This window comes from Parvibaculum sedimenti, assembly GCF_009184905.1.
In the GTDB taxonomy this organism is placed as follows: Bacteria; Pseudomonadota; Alphaproteobacteria; order Parvibaculales; family Parvibaculaceae; genus Parvibaculum; species Parvibaculum sedimenti.
Window position 1 is genome coordinate 184,801 of record NZ_WESC01000003.1, and the last position, 16,873, is coordinate 201,673.

Annotated in this window: 17 protein-coding genes; 11 read left to right on the forward strand and 6 right to left on the reverse strand. The window is 61.7% G+C overall.

What is annotated here, in order from left to right:
- Positions 1-112: 112 nt before the first annotated feature.
- From F2P47_RS04455 to F2P47_RS04470, 4 genes are all read left to right on the forward strand, one after another.
- A complete protein-coding gene (locus tag F2P47_RS04455) occupies positions 113-1,156 on the forward strand; it encodes a serine hydrolase domain-containing protein (RefSeq protein ID WP_152214964.1) in 1,044 nt (347 codons plus the stop codon).
- A 30-nt stretch (positions 1,157-1,186) separates the two neighbouring features.
- On the forward strand, positions 1,187-2,428 hold the full coding sequence (locus tag F2P47_RS04460; RefSeq protein ID WP_152214965.1) for a serine hydrolase domain-containing protein: 1,242 nt from the start codon (positions 1,187-1,189) through the stop codon (positions 2,426-2,428).
- A 142-nt stretch (positions 2,429-2,570) separates the two neighbouring features.
- Complete coding sequence (locus tag F2P47_RS04465) at positions 2,571-3,476, forward strand: DMT family transporter (RefSeq protein ID WP_152214966.1); 906 nt, start codon at positions 2,571-2,573, stop codon at positions 3,474-3,476.
- 10 nt (positions 3,477-3,486) lie between these two features.
- Positions 3,487-3,897, forward strand: a complete 411-nt coding sequence (locus F2P47_RS04470; RefSeq protein WP_152214967.1) for a hypothetical protein — start codon at positions 3,487-3,489, stop codon at positions 3,895-3,897.
- 5 nt (positions 3,898-3,902) lie between these two features.
- On the opposite strand, the gene F2P47_RS04475 is transcribed toward F2P47_RS04470, so the two are convergent.
- Positions 3,903-4,769 (reverse strand): TauD/TfdA dioxygenase family protein, encoded by an 867-nt coding sequence (locus F2P47_RS04475; protein WP_152214968.1) that lies wholly within the window; start codon positions 4,767-4,769, stop codon positions 3,903-3,905.
- A gap of 84 nt (positions 4,770-4,853) precedes the next feature.
- A complete protein-coding gene (locus F2P47_RS04480; protein ID WP_152214969.1) occupies positions 4,854-5,687 on the reverse strand; it encodes a TauD/TfdA dioxygenase family protein in 834 nt (277 codons plus the stop codon).
- Between the two features lie 93 nt (positions 5,688-5,780).
- On the opposite strand from F2P47_RS04480, the gene F2P47_RS04485 reads away from it, so the two are divergent.
- Together F2P47_RS04485 and F2P47_RS04490 are read left to right on the forward strand one after the other, a co-directional pair.
- Positions 5,781-6,485, forward strand: coding sequence for a Crp/Fnr family transcriptional regulator (locus F2P47_RS04485; protein ID WP_152214970.1), 705 nt, complete (start codon positions 5,781-5,783; stop codon positions 6,483-6,485).
- Positions 6,486-6,549: 64 nt separating this feature from the next.
- Entirely contained in the window at positions 6,550-7,092 is a 543-nt protein-coding gene (locus tag F2P47_RS04490) for a hypothetical protein (RefSeq protein WP_152214971.1), read from the forward strand.
- 47 nt (positions 7,093-7,139) lie between these two features.
- Here the strand turns inward: F2P47_RS04490 and F2P47_RS04495 are convergent, their stop codons facing one another.
- Positions 7,140-8,138 (reverse strand): NAD(P)H-dependent flavin oxidoreductase, encoded by a 999-nt coding sequence (locus F2P47_RS04495; RefSeq protein WP_152214972.1) that lies wholly within the window; start codon positions 8,136-8,138, stop codon positions 7,140-7,142.
- A gap of 195 nt (positions 8,139-8,333) precedes the next feature.
- Between F2P47_RS04495 and F2P47_RS04500 the strand changes: the two genes are divergently transcribed.
- Positions 8,334-9,248, forward strand: a complete 915-nt coding sequence (locus tag F2P47_RS04500) for a LysR family transcriptional regulator (protein WP_152214973.1) — start codon at positions 8,334-8,336, stop codon at positions 9,246-9,248.
- 100 nt (positions 9,249-9,348) lie between these two features.
- Positions 9,349-10,356, forward strand: coding sequence for an NAD(P)H-dependent flavin oxidoreductase (locus F2P47_RS04505; protein ID WP_152214974.1), 1,008 nt, complete (start codon positions 9,349-9,351; stop codon positions 10,354-10,356).
- A gap of 160 nt (positions 10,357-10,516) precedes the next feature.
- Here the strand turns inward: F2P47_RS04505 and F2P47_RS04510 are convergent, their stop codons facing one another.
- Positions 10,517-11,524: an SDR family NAD(P)-dependent oxidoreductase gene (locus F2P47_RS04510; RefSeq protein WP_152214975.1), complete on the reverse strand. Its 1,008-nt coding sequence runs from the start codon at positions 11,522-11,524 to the stop codon at positions 10,517-10,519.
- Positions 11,525-11,634: 110 nt separating this feature from the next.
- Between F2P47_RS04510 and F2P47_RS04515 the strand changes: the two genes are divergently transcribed.
- The 3 genes from F2P47_RS04515 (at position 11,635) to F2P47_RS04525 (ending at position 15,104) form a co-directional block, all read left to right on the forward strand.
- Complete coding sequence (locus F2P47_RS04515; RefSeq protein ID WP_152214976.1) at positions 11,635-12,531, forward strand: LysR family transcriptional regulator; 897 nt, start codon at positions 11,635-11,637, stop codon at positions 12,529-12,531.
- A gap of 84 nt (positions 12,532-12,615) precedes the next feature.
- Complete coding sequence (locus F2P47_RS04520) at positions 12,616-13,818, forward strand: acyl-CoA dehydrogenase (protein WP_152214977.1); 1,203 nt, start codon at positions 12,616-12,618, stop codon at positions 13,816-13,818.
- Positions 13,819-13,877: 59 nt separating this feature from the next.
- Positions 13,878-15,104 (forward strand): MFS transporter, encoded by a 1,227-nt coding sequence (locus tag F2P47_RS04525; protein ID WP_204886510.1) that lies wholly within the window; start codon positions 13,878-13,880, stop codon positions 15,102-15,104.
- A 12-nt stretch (positions 15,105-15,116) separates the two neighbouring features.
- Here F2P47_RS04525 and F2P47_RS04530 read toward each other — a convergent pair whose 3' ends face one another.
- Both F2P47_RS04530 and mepK read right to left on the reverse strand, forming a co-directional pair.
- Entirely contained in the window at positions 15,117-16,142 is a 1,026-nt protein-coding gene (locus tag F2P47_RS04530; protein WP_152214979.1) for a hypothetical protein, read from the reverse strand.
- A gap of 170 nt (positions 16,143-16,312) precedes the next feature.
- Positions 16,313-16,867, reverse strand: coding sequence for a peptidoglycan L,D-endopeptidase MepK (mepK, locus tag F2P47_RS04535; RefSeq protein ID WP_152214980.1), 555 nt, complete (start codon positions 16,865-16,867; stop codon positions 16,313-16,315).
- Positions 16,868-16,873 lie beyond the last annotated feature (6 nt).

The window sequence follows — 16,873 nt, forward strand, 5'->3', positions numbered from 1 at the left end:
GGATAGCGGTCTCTCCGCCAAGCACAACGGCTACGGTGCCCGTCGGACCTTTCCCATACGTCGAAAAAGCAGTTAGTTTTGAGCGAACCCAACCGTATTCGATGGACCTCGCATGACATCCCTGCCGCCGCTTCCCCCGCAGCCCGCCGGTACGCCCTGGCCCACCGAGGAATGGCCGCTCGGCGATCTTCCAGCTGGCATGGATCGCGCGCGCTTCGATGCGCTGGTCGATGCGCCCTTCGTCCGTCAGCATGGCGATTTCGGCGAGACCTTCGCCTTCGTCGCAGTGCACAAGGGACGCCTCGTCTACGAACGCTACGGCCCCAACCACGGTCCCGATGTCACCTGCCCCTCATGGTCGGAAGCAAAGAGCATCACGCAGGCGCTGGTGGGTATTCTGGTGGATGACGGCAAACTCGACATCCAGGCGCCCGCCGATGTCCGCGAATGGCGCGAGGCGGCCGACGACCCTCGCCGCGCCATCACGCCCGATCTGCTTCTGCGCATGTCGAGCGGCCTTGCCTTCATTGAGGAATATTTGCCCGATCGCCCCTCCGACGTGGTCGAGATGCTTTGGGGCAAGGGCAAGGAAGATGTTGCGCATTTCGCCGCCTCCTTTCCCCTCGCCCACAAGCCCGGCACATTCTATTCCTACGCCAGCGGAACGACGAACATCGTCAGCCGCTGTGCGGCCCAGGCCGCCGACGCTTTCGGCCCGGACTTCGAGAGCTTCATGCGCGAGCGCCTCTTCGAGCCGATCGGCATGAGAACGCCGCGGCCGAAATTCGACAAGGCCGGCACCTTCATCGGTTCGTCCTTCTGCTTCGCGACACCGCGCGACTTTGCGCGCTTCGGCCTGCTCTATATGCGCGACGGCGTCTGGGACGGAAGGCGCATTCTGCCGCCCGGCTGGGTCGATTATGCTCGCACGCCGACCTGGCAGCAGGAGACGACGGTTGACGGCCCCTATGGCGCCCATTGGTGGCTTGGCCTCGGCGGTCGGGGCTCTTTCTCGGCCAATGGCTATGAAGGACAGTTCACTGTCATCGCACCCGATATCGATCTTATTCTCGTGCGTAACGGAAAGGCGCCCGGCGTGACAGAAAAGGAAAACGTCAGACGCTGGCTCGGCAAAATCGCGGACTGCTTCCGCTGACGCACCGATAGAAAAAAGGGAGGATAAAAAATGAATATCGCCACGAAGCTCGCACGGCCCGAAGATGTCGGTCTGAATGCAGATCGCCTCGCCGCCATTCCCGATTATTTCGGCTCCTATGTGGACAAGGGCAAGCTCGCAGGCCTTTCAACGCTCGTTTCACGGCGTGGCCAGATTGTCCATTTCGAGAGCATCGGCAAGCGCGACCGCGACTTGGGTGCGCCCATGGAGCGTGACTCGATCTTCCGCATCTATTCCATGTCGAAGCCGATCACGAGCGTCGCGTTGATGATGCTCTTCGAGGAGGGGCACTTTCAGCTCAACCACGAGGTTTCGCGCTATATCCCCGAATTCAGGAAGCTGCGCGTCTGGGCGGGCGGCACCAACGCGGCATGGGCGACGAAGGAACCTGCGCGGCCGATGACGATCCGCGATCTCCTTACGCATACATCCGGCCTCACCTACGACTTCATGAACCAGCATCCGGTGGACCGGCTCTATCGCCGCGCGGGCATCGACAGTCTGGCAAAAGACAAGATGACGCTGAAGGAGATGATCGAGCGCCTTGCCGAAATTCCGCTTCTCTTCTCGCCCGGCGAATTCTGGAACTATTCCGTCGCCACCGACGTCTGCGGCTATCTGATTGAGGTGCTCTCCGGTCGTCCGCTCGACGAATTCCTTCAGTCGCGAATATTCATGCCGCTCGGCATGGTCGACACGGGCTTCACCGTGCCGAAGGAAAAGCTCCACCGCTTCACGGCCAATTACGAGAAGAACGCGCAGACAGGTGAAACGCGCCTCGTCGACAGGAGCGACGAGACCAGCGCCTATGTGAAGGCGAAGCCCTTCCTGTCCGGCGGCGGCGGCCTCGTCTCGACCATGACGGACTATTGGCGCTTCTGCCAGATGTGCCTCAATGGCGGCGAACTCGATGGCACGCGCGTCATTTCGCGCAAGACGCTCGAATTCATGCGGCTCAACCATCTGCCCGGCGGGCGCACGATGAAGGAAATGAGCCTGTCGAGCTTCGGCGAGCTCGCCGCCGAAGGCGCGGGCTTCGGCCTCGGCTTTCAGGTGATCCTCGATCCTGCGGAAGCGCAGTCGATTGGCTCTGTCGGCAACTATTCATGGGGCGGCGCCGCCTCGACCTATTTCTGGATCGACCCGGAAGAAGAAATTGTCGCCATCCTGATGACGCAACTCATGCCGTCGAGCACCTACCCGCTGCGGCCTCAAATGCAGCAGCTCGTTTACGCTGCAATAGAGGATTGATCGGCGCGATCAATGTGAGGCGGCGCGGTCACGCCCGCCCCGAATACGTCATGGCCGGGCTTGACCCGGCCATCCACGTCTTCCTTTATGGAGCATCGCAAGCGAAGACATGGGCGCGCCGGTAAAGCGCGCGCAAAGCATCATGCCCCTCTGGATCCCCCTCACCATCGCCGCGGCCTTTCTGCAGAACATGCGTTCGACGCTGCAGAAGCAGCTGACGGGCGACCTCTCTGCCATCGCTGCAACCTATGTGCGCTTCGCCTTTGGCCTGCCTATCGCGCTCGCCTATTTCTGGGGCCTTCATGCGATTGCGGGCTATGACATCCCGACGCCGAACCGGACGTTCCTTCTCTACTGCGTCATAGGCGGTTTCGCACAGATACTGGCGACCGCGCTGCTCGTCGCGCTCTTTGCCTATCGGAACTTCGCCGTAGGCACGACCTATTCGAAGACAGAGACGGTACAGGCGGCCCTTTTTGGCATCATTGTGCTGGGCGATCATCCAAGCTCCGGCGCCGTCGCCGCGATCCTTGTAAGCCTCGCGGGCGTCGTTGCTATCTCGATGGCGAAGTCGCATCTGACTTTCGCGAATTTCGTTCGTTCATTCGCGGAGCGCCCGACGCTGATGGGTCTCGGCTCGGGTGCGGGCTTCGGCATTTCGGCGGTTGCCTATCGCGCTGCCTCGCTCTCGCTCGGCCGCCCGGACTTCCTGATGCCCGCCGCTTTCACGCTCGTCGTGGTGCTCGTCATCCAGACTGTCGCCATGACGGCATGGCTCGCATGGCGCGAACCATCCCAACTCGTCGGCACGGCGCGGGCATGGAAGGTCAGCTCACTCGTCGGCATCGCAGGCTCCCTCGCCTCGATGGGCTGGTTCACCGCCATGACCATCGAGAACGCCGCCTACGTCCGCGCGCTCGGACAGATCGAACTCGTCTTCACCTTCGTCTCTTCGCATTTCCTGTTTCGCGAGAAGACGGAGCGACTAGAGTTCTTCGGCATTGCGTTGGTGATCTGCGGGATTTTGCTGCTGCTTTTTACGAGGTAGGCGCTACGCCATGCCAAAGCGCTTCGTAGCCATCGCAATAGCACTTCTTCTGAATGGCCGCACAGCATACGCAGCCGAGTGCCTATTCTACGAACCGGCGACAAGCACAATTTCCGGTGTTGCACATGTCATGCACGGCTATGGCCCGCCGGGCTTCGGAGAAAGCCCCGACACCGACGAAAAGACTGTTTATCTGATCGTCGATCTCGATCATCCGACCTGTCTGAAGGGAGGAGACGGGGAACCCAACGAAGACATGGCGAATGTCAGACAGATTGAGCTATTGCCACAAGAAGGAAAGATCGACCAAAATCTGGACGGTCAGCACATTAATGCCACCGGCAAACTCACGATGCACATCATCGACACAGGTAGCCCAGCTGCCGTGGCGATGTATGCCATAGGCATCGGCAAGGATTAGGATAATCACCTCGGTCTGTCGCCTGCCGTCGTCGTGCGATACATCAGCCGCCGGTGCCCGTCATAGCCGCCATCGGCGTAATGCTGGACACAGCGATTGTCCCACATGGTCAGCATGTCGACCTGCCACTTGTGACGATAGACATATTTCTCCTGCGTCGAATGCTTCGTGAGGAAGCCGATCAACGCCTCGCCTTCATCCCTCGTCATGCCTTCGATACCGATCGTGTAAACGCGATTGACGTAGAGACACTTGCGGCCCGTCTCCGGATGCGTCCGCACCACCGGGTGAAGCTCGGTCTTCTTCGCTTCGTCCGACGGAATGATCGTCATCGACCGCGCCTTGCCTTCATTGGCGTAGAAGCCTTCCTTCGAATAGGGAAGCGCCGCGCTATGAACCGCATTGAGCGGCGCGAGCATCTTCTTCATCGCGTCGGAGAGATCGTCATAGGCCGCATACATGTCGGCGAACAGCGTGTCGCCACCGACAGGCGGCGTGATCTTCGACAGAAGCAACGTCGCCGCAGGTGGCTCCGGCTGGAATGAATAATCCGAGTGCCAGCCTGCGCCGAAATTGGATGAACGCTCATCCGGTTCGCGGCGGAGTTCGAGCACGTTCGGATGGCCGTCGAGCGGCTTGATGAAATCCGTGCGGCCCCAATCGCCCATCGACAGCGTGAAGCGCTCGAGATCGTCGAGCGATAGCGGCTGGCCCGGAAGCCAGACGACGCGATGGGCGAGCCAGACGCGGCGAATATCCGCCAACACCCCCGCATCGAGCGGCTGGCGGAGATCGACACCAGTGATCGCGGCGCCGAAGCCGCCCTGCCGCGGCGCGACCTGAATGGATGCTTTTGTGGCAGCCTCAGCCATGAGTCCCTCCTCCATAGCCGGTTGATCCGGCTCTTTCCCTCATGGCGCCAAGTCTGCCACGAGCCGGAAGAGGAGGAAACAAACTCAGTTGAGCGCGCAACCGCCGATCGTGATGCGATGCAGCAGACGCCGCTCGCCGTGATAGTCGTTCACGGCATAATGCCAGGTCGCGCGATTGTCCCAGAAGGCAACCGAACCGTCGCGCCACTGGAAGCGGCAGGTGAACTCGGGCCGAACCGCATGCGCATAGAGCAAGTCGAGCAACGGCCTGCTTTCAAGCGGCGTCCAACCTTCGAAATGCGTCGTGAAGGCCGGGTTGACATAGAGCGCCTTGCGGCCGCTCAAGGGATGCGTGATGACGACGGGATGCGCCGCTTCCCCGACGAGGCTCTCGCCCTTGAAGCCGCCCGCCTGATCGCTGTTCTTGTAAAAGCCCGCCGCGCCGAAGGCGAGCGCGTTCGAATGCACGGACTTGAGATTGGCGAGCGTCTGCTTCAGCCCCTCGGACAGCGCGTCATAAGCGGCATACATGTTGGAGAAAAGCGTGTCGCCGCCCTCTGCGGGCAATTCGCGCGCAACGAGAATCGAGCCCATGGCGGGCGTCGGATCGTAGGAATGATCCGTATGCCATCCGCCGCCGATATTGGTCTTCTGATCCTTTTCCTTCCGCACTTCCGCAATCTCGGGATATTGCCCGTTCGCGGGAAAGAACTTGTTGATGTCGATCTCGCCCCAGCGCCGCGCAAAGGCGATGTGCTGCTCGGGCGTCAGGTTCTGATCGCGAAAGAAGATCACCCCGTGATCGACATAAGCCTGCCGCACGAGTTCCATCTCGCTGTTGCTGAGCCGTGTGAGGTCTACCCCCAGCACCTCCGCCCCACATCCCGCCGTCAGCTTCCTCACCACTGGTGTCGCCATCGTTTCCTCCTCCGAAAGGCACCCTCATTAAGCTTGAGAATAGGGCCGCATTCGGACAAAAATGTTACTTAGGTAACAATCTCGAGGGGCCCGATGGCCGGACCTGCCAGCCCGCATGAGCGTGTAGCCAGGGTTTTGAATCACAACGCATGGTTCAGCCGCCGGCCGGCGGAGCTTCGCCGGCAGTTGATCCAGCGCGCGCAGGTTTCGACCGTCGATGCGGGCCACTGGCTCTACGACAAGGGCGACGAGGCGCGCGGGCTCTATGGCGTCCTGAGCGGCTCGGTGACAACGCTCGTCGCGCTCGACAATGGCGAGAACGTGCCGGTGAACATTTCCGGGCCGGGCACGATCTTCGGCTATGCGGCACAGATCCTCGGCGGCCACCGCGTCGCAACCGCCATTGCCCGCGAACGGTCGGAAATCATCTTCATCCCACAACATGCGCTCGCGGCCATTGCCCACGAACAACCGTCGCTCTGGATTCACTTTGCGGAACTCGCCACCGAACAGCTCATCTGGGCAGTCAAAATCATTGCGGAGCGCTCACGTCTCAGCCCTCGCGCCCGCCTCGCCGCGCGCCTATACACCTATGCGACCACATGGGGCGACACCGACGGCGAGGTCTCTCTGCCAATCCGGCAGGACGAACTCGCGGAATTGTCCGGTCTCTCCCGCAAGACGGTCAACGGCTTTTTGCGCGACTTCGAGAAGAAGGGCTTCGTCGCACTCGGCTATCGTGAGATCGAGGTGCGTGACCTGCGCGGATTGAAGCAATGCATACAATCAGGAGACTGATCAATAAAGGCACGGTAGATTTAAACCGTACTTCGACAAATGTCCTAGATAGACCGGAGAGAATATGATCGCCTCAAAGCACCTATGCGCTCTCGCCGGCATCGTATTCTTTTTCCTGCCAGCGACGGCATGGGCCGATTCTTGTACCGGCACTCCCAAGGACGCCGCCATGGAGCTCCCGTCACCGCTCAACAAATGGGGGCGCATAATCTGTACGCCCTATGGGCATGTCATTGCCAGCCGTGAACATTGGATATGGACGCCACCGGGAACCTATTCGCCTGTCTTTATTCCCTCGCAGATGGTCCGCGAGAACCCGGAGCGGGTGGGCAACGCATCCTATTTTTCAAAGATAGATATGCGAAGGATATCAGGAGACGAGTATGAGGAAGCTTACAAAGCTTTTCACGCGGCTCTTGCCCCAGATAAAGTCAAGCCGGACGGCTACAGACTGGACCTGACTTCCGTCTCGAAGAGAAAACTTGGCCTCTACTTCTTCGACTATGGAACCTCTGCATGGGGCATATGGTGCACCACCAAATGTGAACCAACGTCAGTGTTTATGCTACTCGACATGGATCATCGGCCGAAGACACCACCCAAATAAAAGCCCGCGCCGTTTCCGGCGCGGGCTCAATTCAAGAAGTGAGACGCTTACTCAGCGGCGCGCGCCACGGAGATGCCCGCCATACGGTTAAGACGCGTCGCGATGATGCCTTCCGCTTCCGAGACGATGCGGGCCACGAGGTCCTTCACCGTCGGAATGTCGTGGATAAGGCCCTGCACCATGCCGGCCGACCAGATGCCGTAATCGGGATCGCCCTGCTCGTAGACGACCTTGCCACGCGCACCGGAGACGAGATGCGCGATGTCCTCGATCTTCGCGCCGCCCTTCCGCTCGATCGCGACGACTTCCTGGCTCACCGCATTCTTCGCCACGCGCGCCGTATTGTGCAGTGTACGGAAGATGAGGTCGGTGGCGCGTTCGTCATTGGCGACGATCTGTTCCTTCACCTTCTGGTGAATGGGGCTTTCGACCGTGCACATGAAGCGCGTACCCATATTGACGCCTTCCGCGCCCAGTGCCAGCGCCGCGACGAGGCCGCGCGCATCCGCGATGCCGCCCGAGGCGACGAGCGGGATCTTCACCTTGTCGGCGGCAGCCGCGATGAGGATCAGACCCGGAATATCGTCTTCGCCTGGATGCCCCGCGCATTCGAAACCGTCGATCGAAACCGCATCAACGCCCATGCGCTCGGCGGAAAGCGCGTGGCGGACGGCCGTGCACTTGTGGATGACCTTGATGCCGTGCTTCTTGAAGTCCTCGACATGCTCCTGCGGCTTGTAGCCCGCAGTCTCGACAACCTTGATGCCGCTTTCGATGATCGCCTGGCGATACTCGGCATAGGGCGGCGGCTTCAGCGCGGGCAGGATGGTAAGGTTGACGCCGAAGGTCTTGTCCGTCATCTCGCGGCACTTCTTGATCTCCTTCACGAGATCTTCCGGCGTCGGCTGCGTGAGCGCGGTGATGAAACCGAGCGCGCCCGCATTCGCAACCGCTGAAACAAGCGTCGCGCGGCCAACCCACTGCATGCCACCCTGAACGATGGGGTGCTCGACCCCGAACATCTCCGTAAATCTGGTCTTGAGCACGGATTTCTCTCCCTGAATTGGCCATTCGGCCTGATGCCTTGACCCCACCTTTCTAGCAGAAGGCGCGCTGGCTTTGCAGCCTCTTGCTTGCGGCACGGCGAAGCCCACGCTTCCCCTGCGTCGCCCTGCTTCGACTTGAAATCGACGGACGCAGGGCGCATCTTTCGGCAGAAATTGGCATAGGGGTGTTCGGCAATGAACAGTGATGAGACGCCGGGCGCGGGCTGGGACGCTTACCGCATATTCCTTGCGGTGGCTGAGGCTCAGAGCCTTTCGGCAGCCGGACGCAGACTCAGCTTGAGCCACGCAACAGTCGGCCGCCACGTCGCCGCGCTTGAAAAGGCGCTCGGCACGAAACTCTTCATTCGCGAGCCCGCCGGGTACGCACTCACCGCTGCAGGCGAGCGCCTCAAGGCCGAGGTCGAGCCGATGGCCATGGCTGCCGAGCGCGCGATCCGCGCCGCCACCGCCGATGATGGCGAGCCGCGCGGCACTGTTCGCGTGTCCACGGCGCCCGGCATCACCGCCCATTGGCTGATGCCGCATCTGCCTGGCTTCCACGAGCAATATCCCGGCATCGAACTCGATTTCGTCACCGAGTCCTGGCCTGCCAGCGTCCGCCGCCGCGAAGCCGACATCGTCATTCGGCTTTATGGGCCCGGCGAAGAAAACCTCGTCGGCCGCAAGATCGGCCGCCTCGGCGTCGCCTTCTACGCCTCGAAGAGTTACGCGGCGGACCACGGCCTGCCGACAAAGCGCGAGGAATGGGCGGAACACTCCATCCTCGGCTTCGCCGGATCGAGCGCCAATCAGGAACTCGCCCGCTGGAGCGCACATGTGACCCGCAACGCGGCGACGCATCTGCGCTTCTCCTCGCAGATCGACACGGCCTATGCCGTACTTGCAGGCGTCGGCATTTCGGCGCTCACCTGCCTCACCGGCGACGCCTATCCGCAGCTTCTGCGAATCTCGCCGGAAAAGCTCTACAGCGCGACCGACATCTGGCTGCTGACGCATCCCGATCTCAAGGACACGCCGCCAGTCCGCGCCGCAATGGACTTCATTGCCGCAAGGGCAAAGGCGGATCGCGCCCGCCTCGCGGGGCGCTGATCATCTGCGCACAGGCCTGTGTGGATTTGTGCGCAGACAAGGCCACGCCGCCAGACCATAGTTTTGCCAACGCTTCACAACACCCGGTCAGGAAACGCTCATGGCTTTGACTAACAACCTCAAGAACCGGCTCGAACTGCCCGTCGTCGGCTCGCCGCTCTTCATCGTCTCGGGCCCCGAACTCGTCATTGAGCAGTGCAAGGCCGGCATCGTCGGCTCCTTCCCGGCGCTCAATGCGCGGCCCGCGCATGTGCTGGAGGAATGGATCAAGCGGATCAAGGACGAACTCGCCGAATATCAGGCGAAGCACCCGGAAAAGAAGGTTGCGCCCTTCGCCGTCAACCAGATCTGCCACTCGTCGAATGATCGCCTCGCCCATGACATCGAAGTCTGCACGAAGCTCGAAGTGCCGATCATCATCACAAGCCTTCGTCCGCCTGCGGAAGTTGTCGACGCTGCGCATTCCTATGGCGGCGTCGTCTTCCATGACGTCATCAATGTGAAGCATGCGAAGAAGGCGGCTGAGCAGGGCGTCGATGGCCTCATCCTCGTCTGCGCGGGCGCGGGCGGCCATGCGGGCACACATTCGCCCTTCGCGCTGGTGCGCGAAGTGAAGCAGTGGTTCAAGGGCACGGTGCTGCTCTCGGGCTCGATCGCAGACGGCTACGGAATCGCAGGCGCGCTCGCCATGGGTGCGGACCTCGCCTATATGGGCACGCGCTTCGTCGCCACCGCCGAAGCCAATGCCGAGGCCGCCTACAAGCAGGCGCTGATCGACTACGCCGCCGGGGATATCGTCTATTCGAACCTCTTCACCGGCGTTCACGGCAATTACCTTGCGCCGTCCATCGCCGCTGCCGGTCTCGATCCATACAATCTGCCCGAAGCCGACAAGTCGAAGATGAATTTCGGGTCCGGCGGCAACACCAAGGCCAAGGCCTGGAAGGATATCTGGGGTTCGGGTCAGGGCATCGGCCAGATCAAGGACGCGCCGCCCGTAGGCGAGCTCATCGCCCGCCTCAAGGCCGAATATCTTCAGGCTTGCCGCGAATTCGCCGAGCGCATGCCGCGCGAAGCGCTCGCCGGATTGCAGGCGGCTGCCGAGTAAAGCAACAACCTGTCACCCCGGCCAGGATGCCGGGGTGACAGCATTCGTCAGTGTCCGAGGATCAGAGCCGAGAGGATCCAAACTGCGGTCCCGACGATGGCTCCGCCGAGCGAGAGCATAATCCGCGCGGCCCGCGCCCTGATTTCTTCAGGCATGCACATCACATCCTCCTTTCAGCGCCGATTGCACCGGCTTTGAACGATTTCGCGTCGAGACAACCCAGACCTTTGAGCGCGACGCACAACGCAACATCAGTCGGCGTATGCGGCTCCTCACCGAGAAAGGCGACAAGCTTCCGATTGTCGAGGCGGACGGGGCGTTTCCAGAGGTAACGCATCTCGACCATCTCGCGGAACGTCTCGACGAAAGGCGAAGCGAGATAGAGGGCGAACCAGGGAAAGCTGCGGATCGGTGCATCGGGGACACCCGCTGCCTTGCGCGTCGCATCCGCAATCTCGACGCCCTTCTCGAACCAATGACCACCGAAGTGAAAGACGTCGAAATCGGCGAGATCCTTATCACGCTCGATGAGACGAACCATCGTCTCGGCAAGATCGGGAAGATAGGCCCAGGCATGACCGACATCGCGCTTGCCCGGATAGGTAACTGAGCGGAGAGGCTTGCCCATTTTCACCAGCCCCTGTCCGAACCAGTTGTTACCGCCATACGGCCCGAAGAAATCGCCCGCTCGAACGATCAGCACCGGCACGCCTTCTTTCGAGGCCCGGCGCAGCCGCATTTCCATCGCGACGCGGATCGCCCCCTTGCGCGTCTTCGGGTTTTGCGGCGAGGTCTCGCTGATGAGCGGAAAGGCATCCGGCCCGAAATTATAGACCGTCCCCGGAAAGACGATCCGTGCGCCTGCCGCCTTCGCCGCGGCAATCGAGCTTTCGAGCATGGGCAGGGCCGTGCCCTTCCAGTTCCTGTAGCCGGGCGGGTTCGCGGCATGAACGACCAGGCTCACACCTTCCGAGGCGGCGATGACGTCCGACGCATTCATGGCGTCGCCCTTCACCCATTCGAGGCTACCGAGCCGCGCAAAGCCCCGCGCGGCCTTTTCCGGATTGCGGTTGAGCGCCCGGACGTTCCAGCCGCGTGCCTTGAGCGCCAGAGCCATTTCGCTGCCGATTCCGCCTGTAGCGCCGATGATGAGAGCTGTACGGGTCATGTTCCGTCCTCTTGTTCAATCAACCTGGATTCCTGTTGACCCCGAAAAGATGATCTATTCAAATACGAATATGAATTGCCTATTATCGGCTGATTGATATACGTTTTTGAATGACAAACACGCAGCCAGGCTGGGAGCTTTACCGCTCCTTTCTCGCCGTGGTCCGGGAGGGAAGCCTTTCTGGCGCCGCCCGGGCGCTCGACATCACCCAGCCGACCGTCGGTCGCCATATCGACGCGCTGGAACAGGCGCTGGGTATCGCCCTCTTCACGCGTTCGCAGACGGGCCTTAACGCCACCGAAGGAGCACTGGCCCTCGTGCCCCATGCGGAGGCCATGGCCGCCGCCGCCGAGGCCCTGCAACGAGCAGCCTCCGGCGAGGCCGAGGAAGACCGGGGTACGGTCCGCATCACCGCGAGCGAGATCATTGGCACCGAAGTTCTGCCCCCGATCCTCGCCGCCTTCCATGAGCAGCATCCGCGCATCGCGGTCGAGTTGCTGTTGTCGAACCGCACCGAAGACCTGCTGCGCCGCGATGCCGACATCGCCATCCGCATGGTCAGGCCCACGCAAGCCGCCCTCGTGGCAAAGAAGATCGGCACCATTCATCTCGGGCTGCACGCCCATCCGAGCTACGTCGAGAAGCACGGGGCACCCAGGAGCGTCGAGGAGATCACAGCCCATCCGATCATCGGCTTCGACCGTGAGCCCTCCGTCCGCCGCCTCGAGGGTCTCGGCATACCGATTTCCCGAGACCTCTTCGCCTTTCGCTGCGACAGCGACGTCGCACAATATGCGGCCCAGCGAGCGGGCTTCGGTCTTGGCTTCTGCCAGATCGCACTGGCCAAACGCGATGGGCTCGTCCCCATCCTTCCCGGCCTCATCGGCTTCCAGCTGGAGGTCTGGGTCGCCATGCATGAGGACCTCAGAACCAGCCGCCGTATGCGGCTGATGTTCGACCATCTGGCGGAGCACGTCGCCGCCTATATCGCCTCGGAAAATCGCTGATGCCTTGCGCGGAAGGGGAGTCGCGCATCCCCCTGTGCCCTGCTATATGACCGGCCAAACGCCTATTTCCGCGAGGTCAAGCCGATGTCAGAAGCCGTGAAGACCAATCCGCCGCTTCCGCCCTTCAACTGGGAGGATCCGCTCCTCCTCGACGAACAGCTCACCGAAGAAGAGCGCCTTGTGCGCGACAGCGCCCGCGCCTATGCGCAGGAAAAGCTCTTTACCCGCGTGAAAGAGGCCAACCGCCACGAGATCTTCCATCGCGAGATCATGAACGAGATGGGCGCCCAAGGGTTGCTCGGCCCGACGCTGCCGGAGAAATATGGTTGCGCCGGCCTCTCCTATGTCTGCTATGGCCTCGCCGCCCGCGAAGTTGAGCGCGTCGACAGCGGCTACCGCTCGGCGATGAGCGTTCAGTCCTCGCTCGTGATGCACCCGATCTATGCCTATGGCTCGGAGGCCCAGCGCGAGAAATATCTGCCCAAGCTCGCCACCGGCGAATGGGTCGGCTGCTTCGGCCTGACCGAGCCCGACCATGGCTCCGATCCGGGGTCGATGAAGACCCGCGCGAAGAAGGTCGATGGCGGCTACATCCTCAACGGCGCGAAGATGTGGATCACCAATGCACCCATCGCCGATCTCGCCGTCGTCTGGGCGAAGACGGAGGATGACGTCATCCGCGGCTTCGTCGTCGAACGCGCCTTCAAGGGCTTCTCGACGCCGAAGATCGAGGGCAAGTTCTCGCTCCGCGCCTCCATCACCGGCGAAATCTCTCTGCAGGACGTTTTTGTGCCCGACGAAAATCTGCTGCCCAACGTCCGCGGCCTTGCCGGCCCCTTCGGCTGCCTCAATCGCGCCCGCTATGGCATCGCCTGGGGCGCCATGGGCGCGGCGGAATTCTGCTGGCATGCGGCGCGGCAATATACGCTTGACCGCAAGCAGTTTGGACGCCCGCTCGCCGCGAACCAGCTCATCCAGAAAAAGCTCGCCGACATGCAAACGGAGATCACGCTCGGCCTTCAGGGCTGCCTGCAGCTCGGCCGCCTCTTCGACGAAGGCAAGGCCGCGCCCGCCGCGATCTCGCTGATGAAGCGCAACAATTGCGGCAAGGCCCTTGATATTGCCCGCGTCGCGCGCGACATGCATGGCGGCAATGGCGTCTCGGACGAATATCACGTCATCCGCCACGCGATGAATCTCGAAGCAGTGAATACCTATGAAGGCACGCATGACGTTCATGCGTTGATCCTCGGCCGCGAGATCACGGGGATACAGGCTTTCAGCTGACAGGCGATGCGGACCGGATCCAATGGGCCGGTCCGCTTGCCGATACATGGGAGACGATCGTGAGTGACAACGTTGCGAATGCTCCCGCCTCTTCGGCCAAGGACACGGCCTTCGTCGTGCTCGCCGCAATCAGCCTCTGTCATCTCATCAACGACATGCTGCAATCGCTGTTGCCGGCGATCTATCCGATGCTGAAAGAGAATTACGGTCTCGACTTCGGACAGGTGGGGCTCATCACCCTCACCTATCAGATGACCGCCTCGCTGTTGCAGCCTGTCGTCGGCCTCTACACCGACAAGCGCTCAAGCCCCTGGTCGCTCGCCATCGGCATGGGCTTCACGCTCGCAGGTCTGCTTCTTCTCTCGGTCGCAAGCTCCTTCCTCCTGCTGCTTGCCGCCGCCGCGCTTGTCGGCACGGGTTCGTCGATCTTCCATCCCGAATCCTCGCGCGTCGCGCGCATGGCGTCCGGCGGGCGGCATGGGCTGGCGCAATCGCTTTTCCAGGTGGGCGGCAATGCGGGTTCGGCAATCGGTCCGCTGCTCGCTGCCTTCATCGTCATCCAGAAGGGTCAGGCGAGTGTCGCCTGGTTTTCCATCGCCGCCATGCTCGGCATTGTGCTGCTCTGGAATGTCGGTGGCTGGTACAAGCGCCACGCAGCGCCCATCGTAAAGAGACCCGCGCAAGGAACGACGAACATTCACGCCTTGCCGACGCGGCGCATCCGCATGGCCATCGGCATCCTCTTGCTGCTGATCTTTTCGAAATATTTCTATCTTGCGAGCTTCACCAGCTACTACACCTTCTATCTGATCGAGAAGTTCCACGTGTCGGTGGAGCACGCGCAGGTGCTGCTCTTCGTCTTCCTCGGCGCGGTTGCAGCCGGCACGATCATCGGCGGCCCGCTCGGCGACCGCTTCGGGCGCAAATATGTGATCTGGGGGTCGATCCTCGGCGTACTGCCATTCACACTGATCCTGCCCCACGCCAATCTCTTCTGGACGGCGTTCCTCAGCGTGCCTATCGGCGTCGTTCTCGCTTCGGCATTTCCCGCGATCATTGTCTATGCGCAGGAGCTGATGCCGGGCCGGGTCGGTACGGTGGCAGGCCTCTTCTTCGGCTTCGCCTTCGGCATGGGCGGAATCGGTGCTGCCGTGCTCGGCGAGCTCGCCGACATGACGAGCATCGACTTCGTCTATGCGGTCTGCGCCTTCCTTCCGGCACTGGGACTCATCGCTGGCTTCCTGCCAAATCCCGATGCTGCGCGGCACGCTGCCGCGAAGGCCTGACCGCGCGGCCCGTCAGCGGGTAATTCGCCAGATGATCCCGTCGTTGCCATATTCGGCATCAAGCCGAAGGTGGCGATTGTGAACGGCAAGCGCTCCCTCCCAAAGCGTGTTCCACGCCCGGAAGGCGGCTTTGCCCGGCTCAAGCCCCGCCATCAATTTCCAGCCGCGCTGGCGCAGCACAACGGCGCCAGCTTCTTTCGCGATTTCAACATGCTCGCCTTGGGCCGCCGCGATCCGCCCGAGATAATCCGCGAACTGCATCGCCGATCCCGGCTCGATGCCGAGAAGCGCCGCCGTCTCGTCATAGAACTGCAAGCCGATGAGCCGCGCCGCGCGACCAAGTTCCATGCGCGTCACATCCGGGCCGAAGAGATCGAGCATGGTCGGGACCAGCGATCGTACATATTCCATCGCATAGGCCCGCTCTACCCTCTTCAAGCGCTCATCGGGCCAACTTGCGCTGTCGAGCTTCGGCACCTTGGTCGCATCGAAATCGGGCGCATGTTCATCGGGCGCAAAGCGGACGCGCTCCGATTCCGAAATCTCGCGGCCATAGTCGAAGTAATAGCCCTCGAGTCCCGGCGCGCCTTCGACCGTTTGGCCCGTGCAGACAAAGCCCAGACATGGATTGCCGAGCGAAACGCCGTTGTGCCCGTGCCAGCCATGCAGCATGGCCTCGTTGACCTTGGCCGGGACGCCGCAAATGGCGGTGCCCTGCCAGATCCACCGCGGCGGCGGATAGCGCACCCAGGCCTTGCGATCATTCTCCGGCATGAATTCGGTTTTCACGCCGCCCAGCGCGTTGGAAAAATAATGGTACTGGGCGCAAGCGACAGCGTCCGGAAGATGGTCGAGCCCGAGCTTCTTCAATCCGGGCAAAAACTTTTCAAGATGTTGACGGCGAAAATGTCCGAACACGAATTGCGCCGCTGCGTCCTCGCCCTTGCGCGATACCAACGTCAGCACAAGGCCGGTCATCAATGCGTTGTAGAGTCTGGCGACGGCCTTGTAGCCCGCAAGCGACGGCTCGATTTCCATTTCCGGTCTTCCCCTTGATGCCCGCACGGTCAAAACCGTCCGACGCAAAACTCCCCTTCGGCGCCCCCGGGTGCCGTCAAGTCAGCTTACGATGCTCGGCATTTTCAGGCACAGCCTATCGAAGACAAGAATCCACCTGTCAGCCGTGGTAACAGCGTTTGAAACGGCAATCAGGCGTCGCGGCCCTGCTGCCAATGGCGCACACGGCCGCAATCGACATGTACGAAGTCGGATGCCGGATAATAGCCGACGCCGCCGCCCTTGAGCACCAGCGCCGCCTTATGCACCGCCGCGAGATCGCGACCCGGCACACGAATGTCGATCGCCTCTCCCTGCATGTGGAGACTGTGCTTGGCGACGCCGCCGCTCACCTTGTGCATCTTCGCGTTGCTTTCGGGCGACCGATAGCCGGAGATCACTTCGAAATGGGAGTTCGTATCGAGCTTGCCTCGCAGCACGACCAGAAGATCGAGCAGCCGCGTGTCGATGTCGTGCTCGGCGCCGTTGCGATGGTCGCGCAGGACCTTCTTGATCCCTGTGAGCGCCTCAGGCACGTAGGCGCCGTCCGCCCAATAGGTCGCGCCAAAAACTTCGCCCGTATGCGTATTATGGAATTTCAGGGCCCGACGTGAGGGGCCCGCGGCAAGTGCCGGTTTCGTGAGCGCCAGGGTCGCTGCACCAGCGCCCAGACCGAAAAAACCTCTGCGTGTGAAATCCAACGCCACGCTACC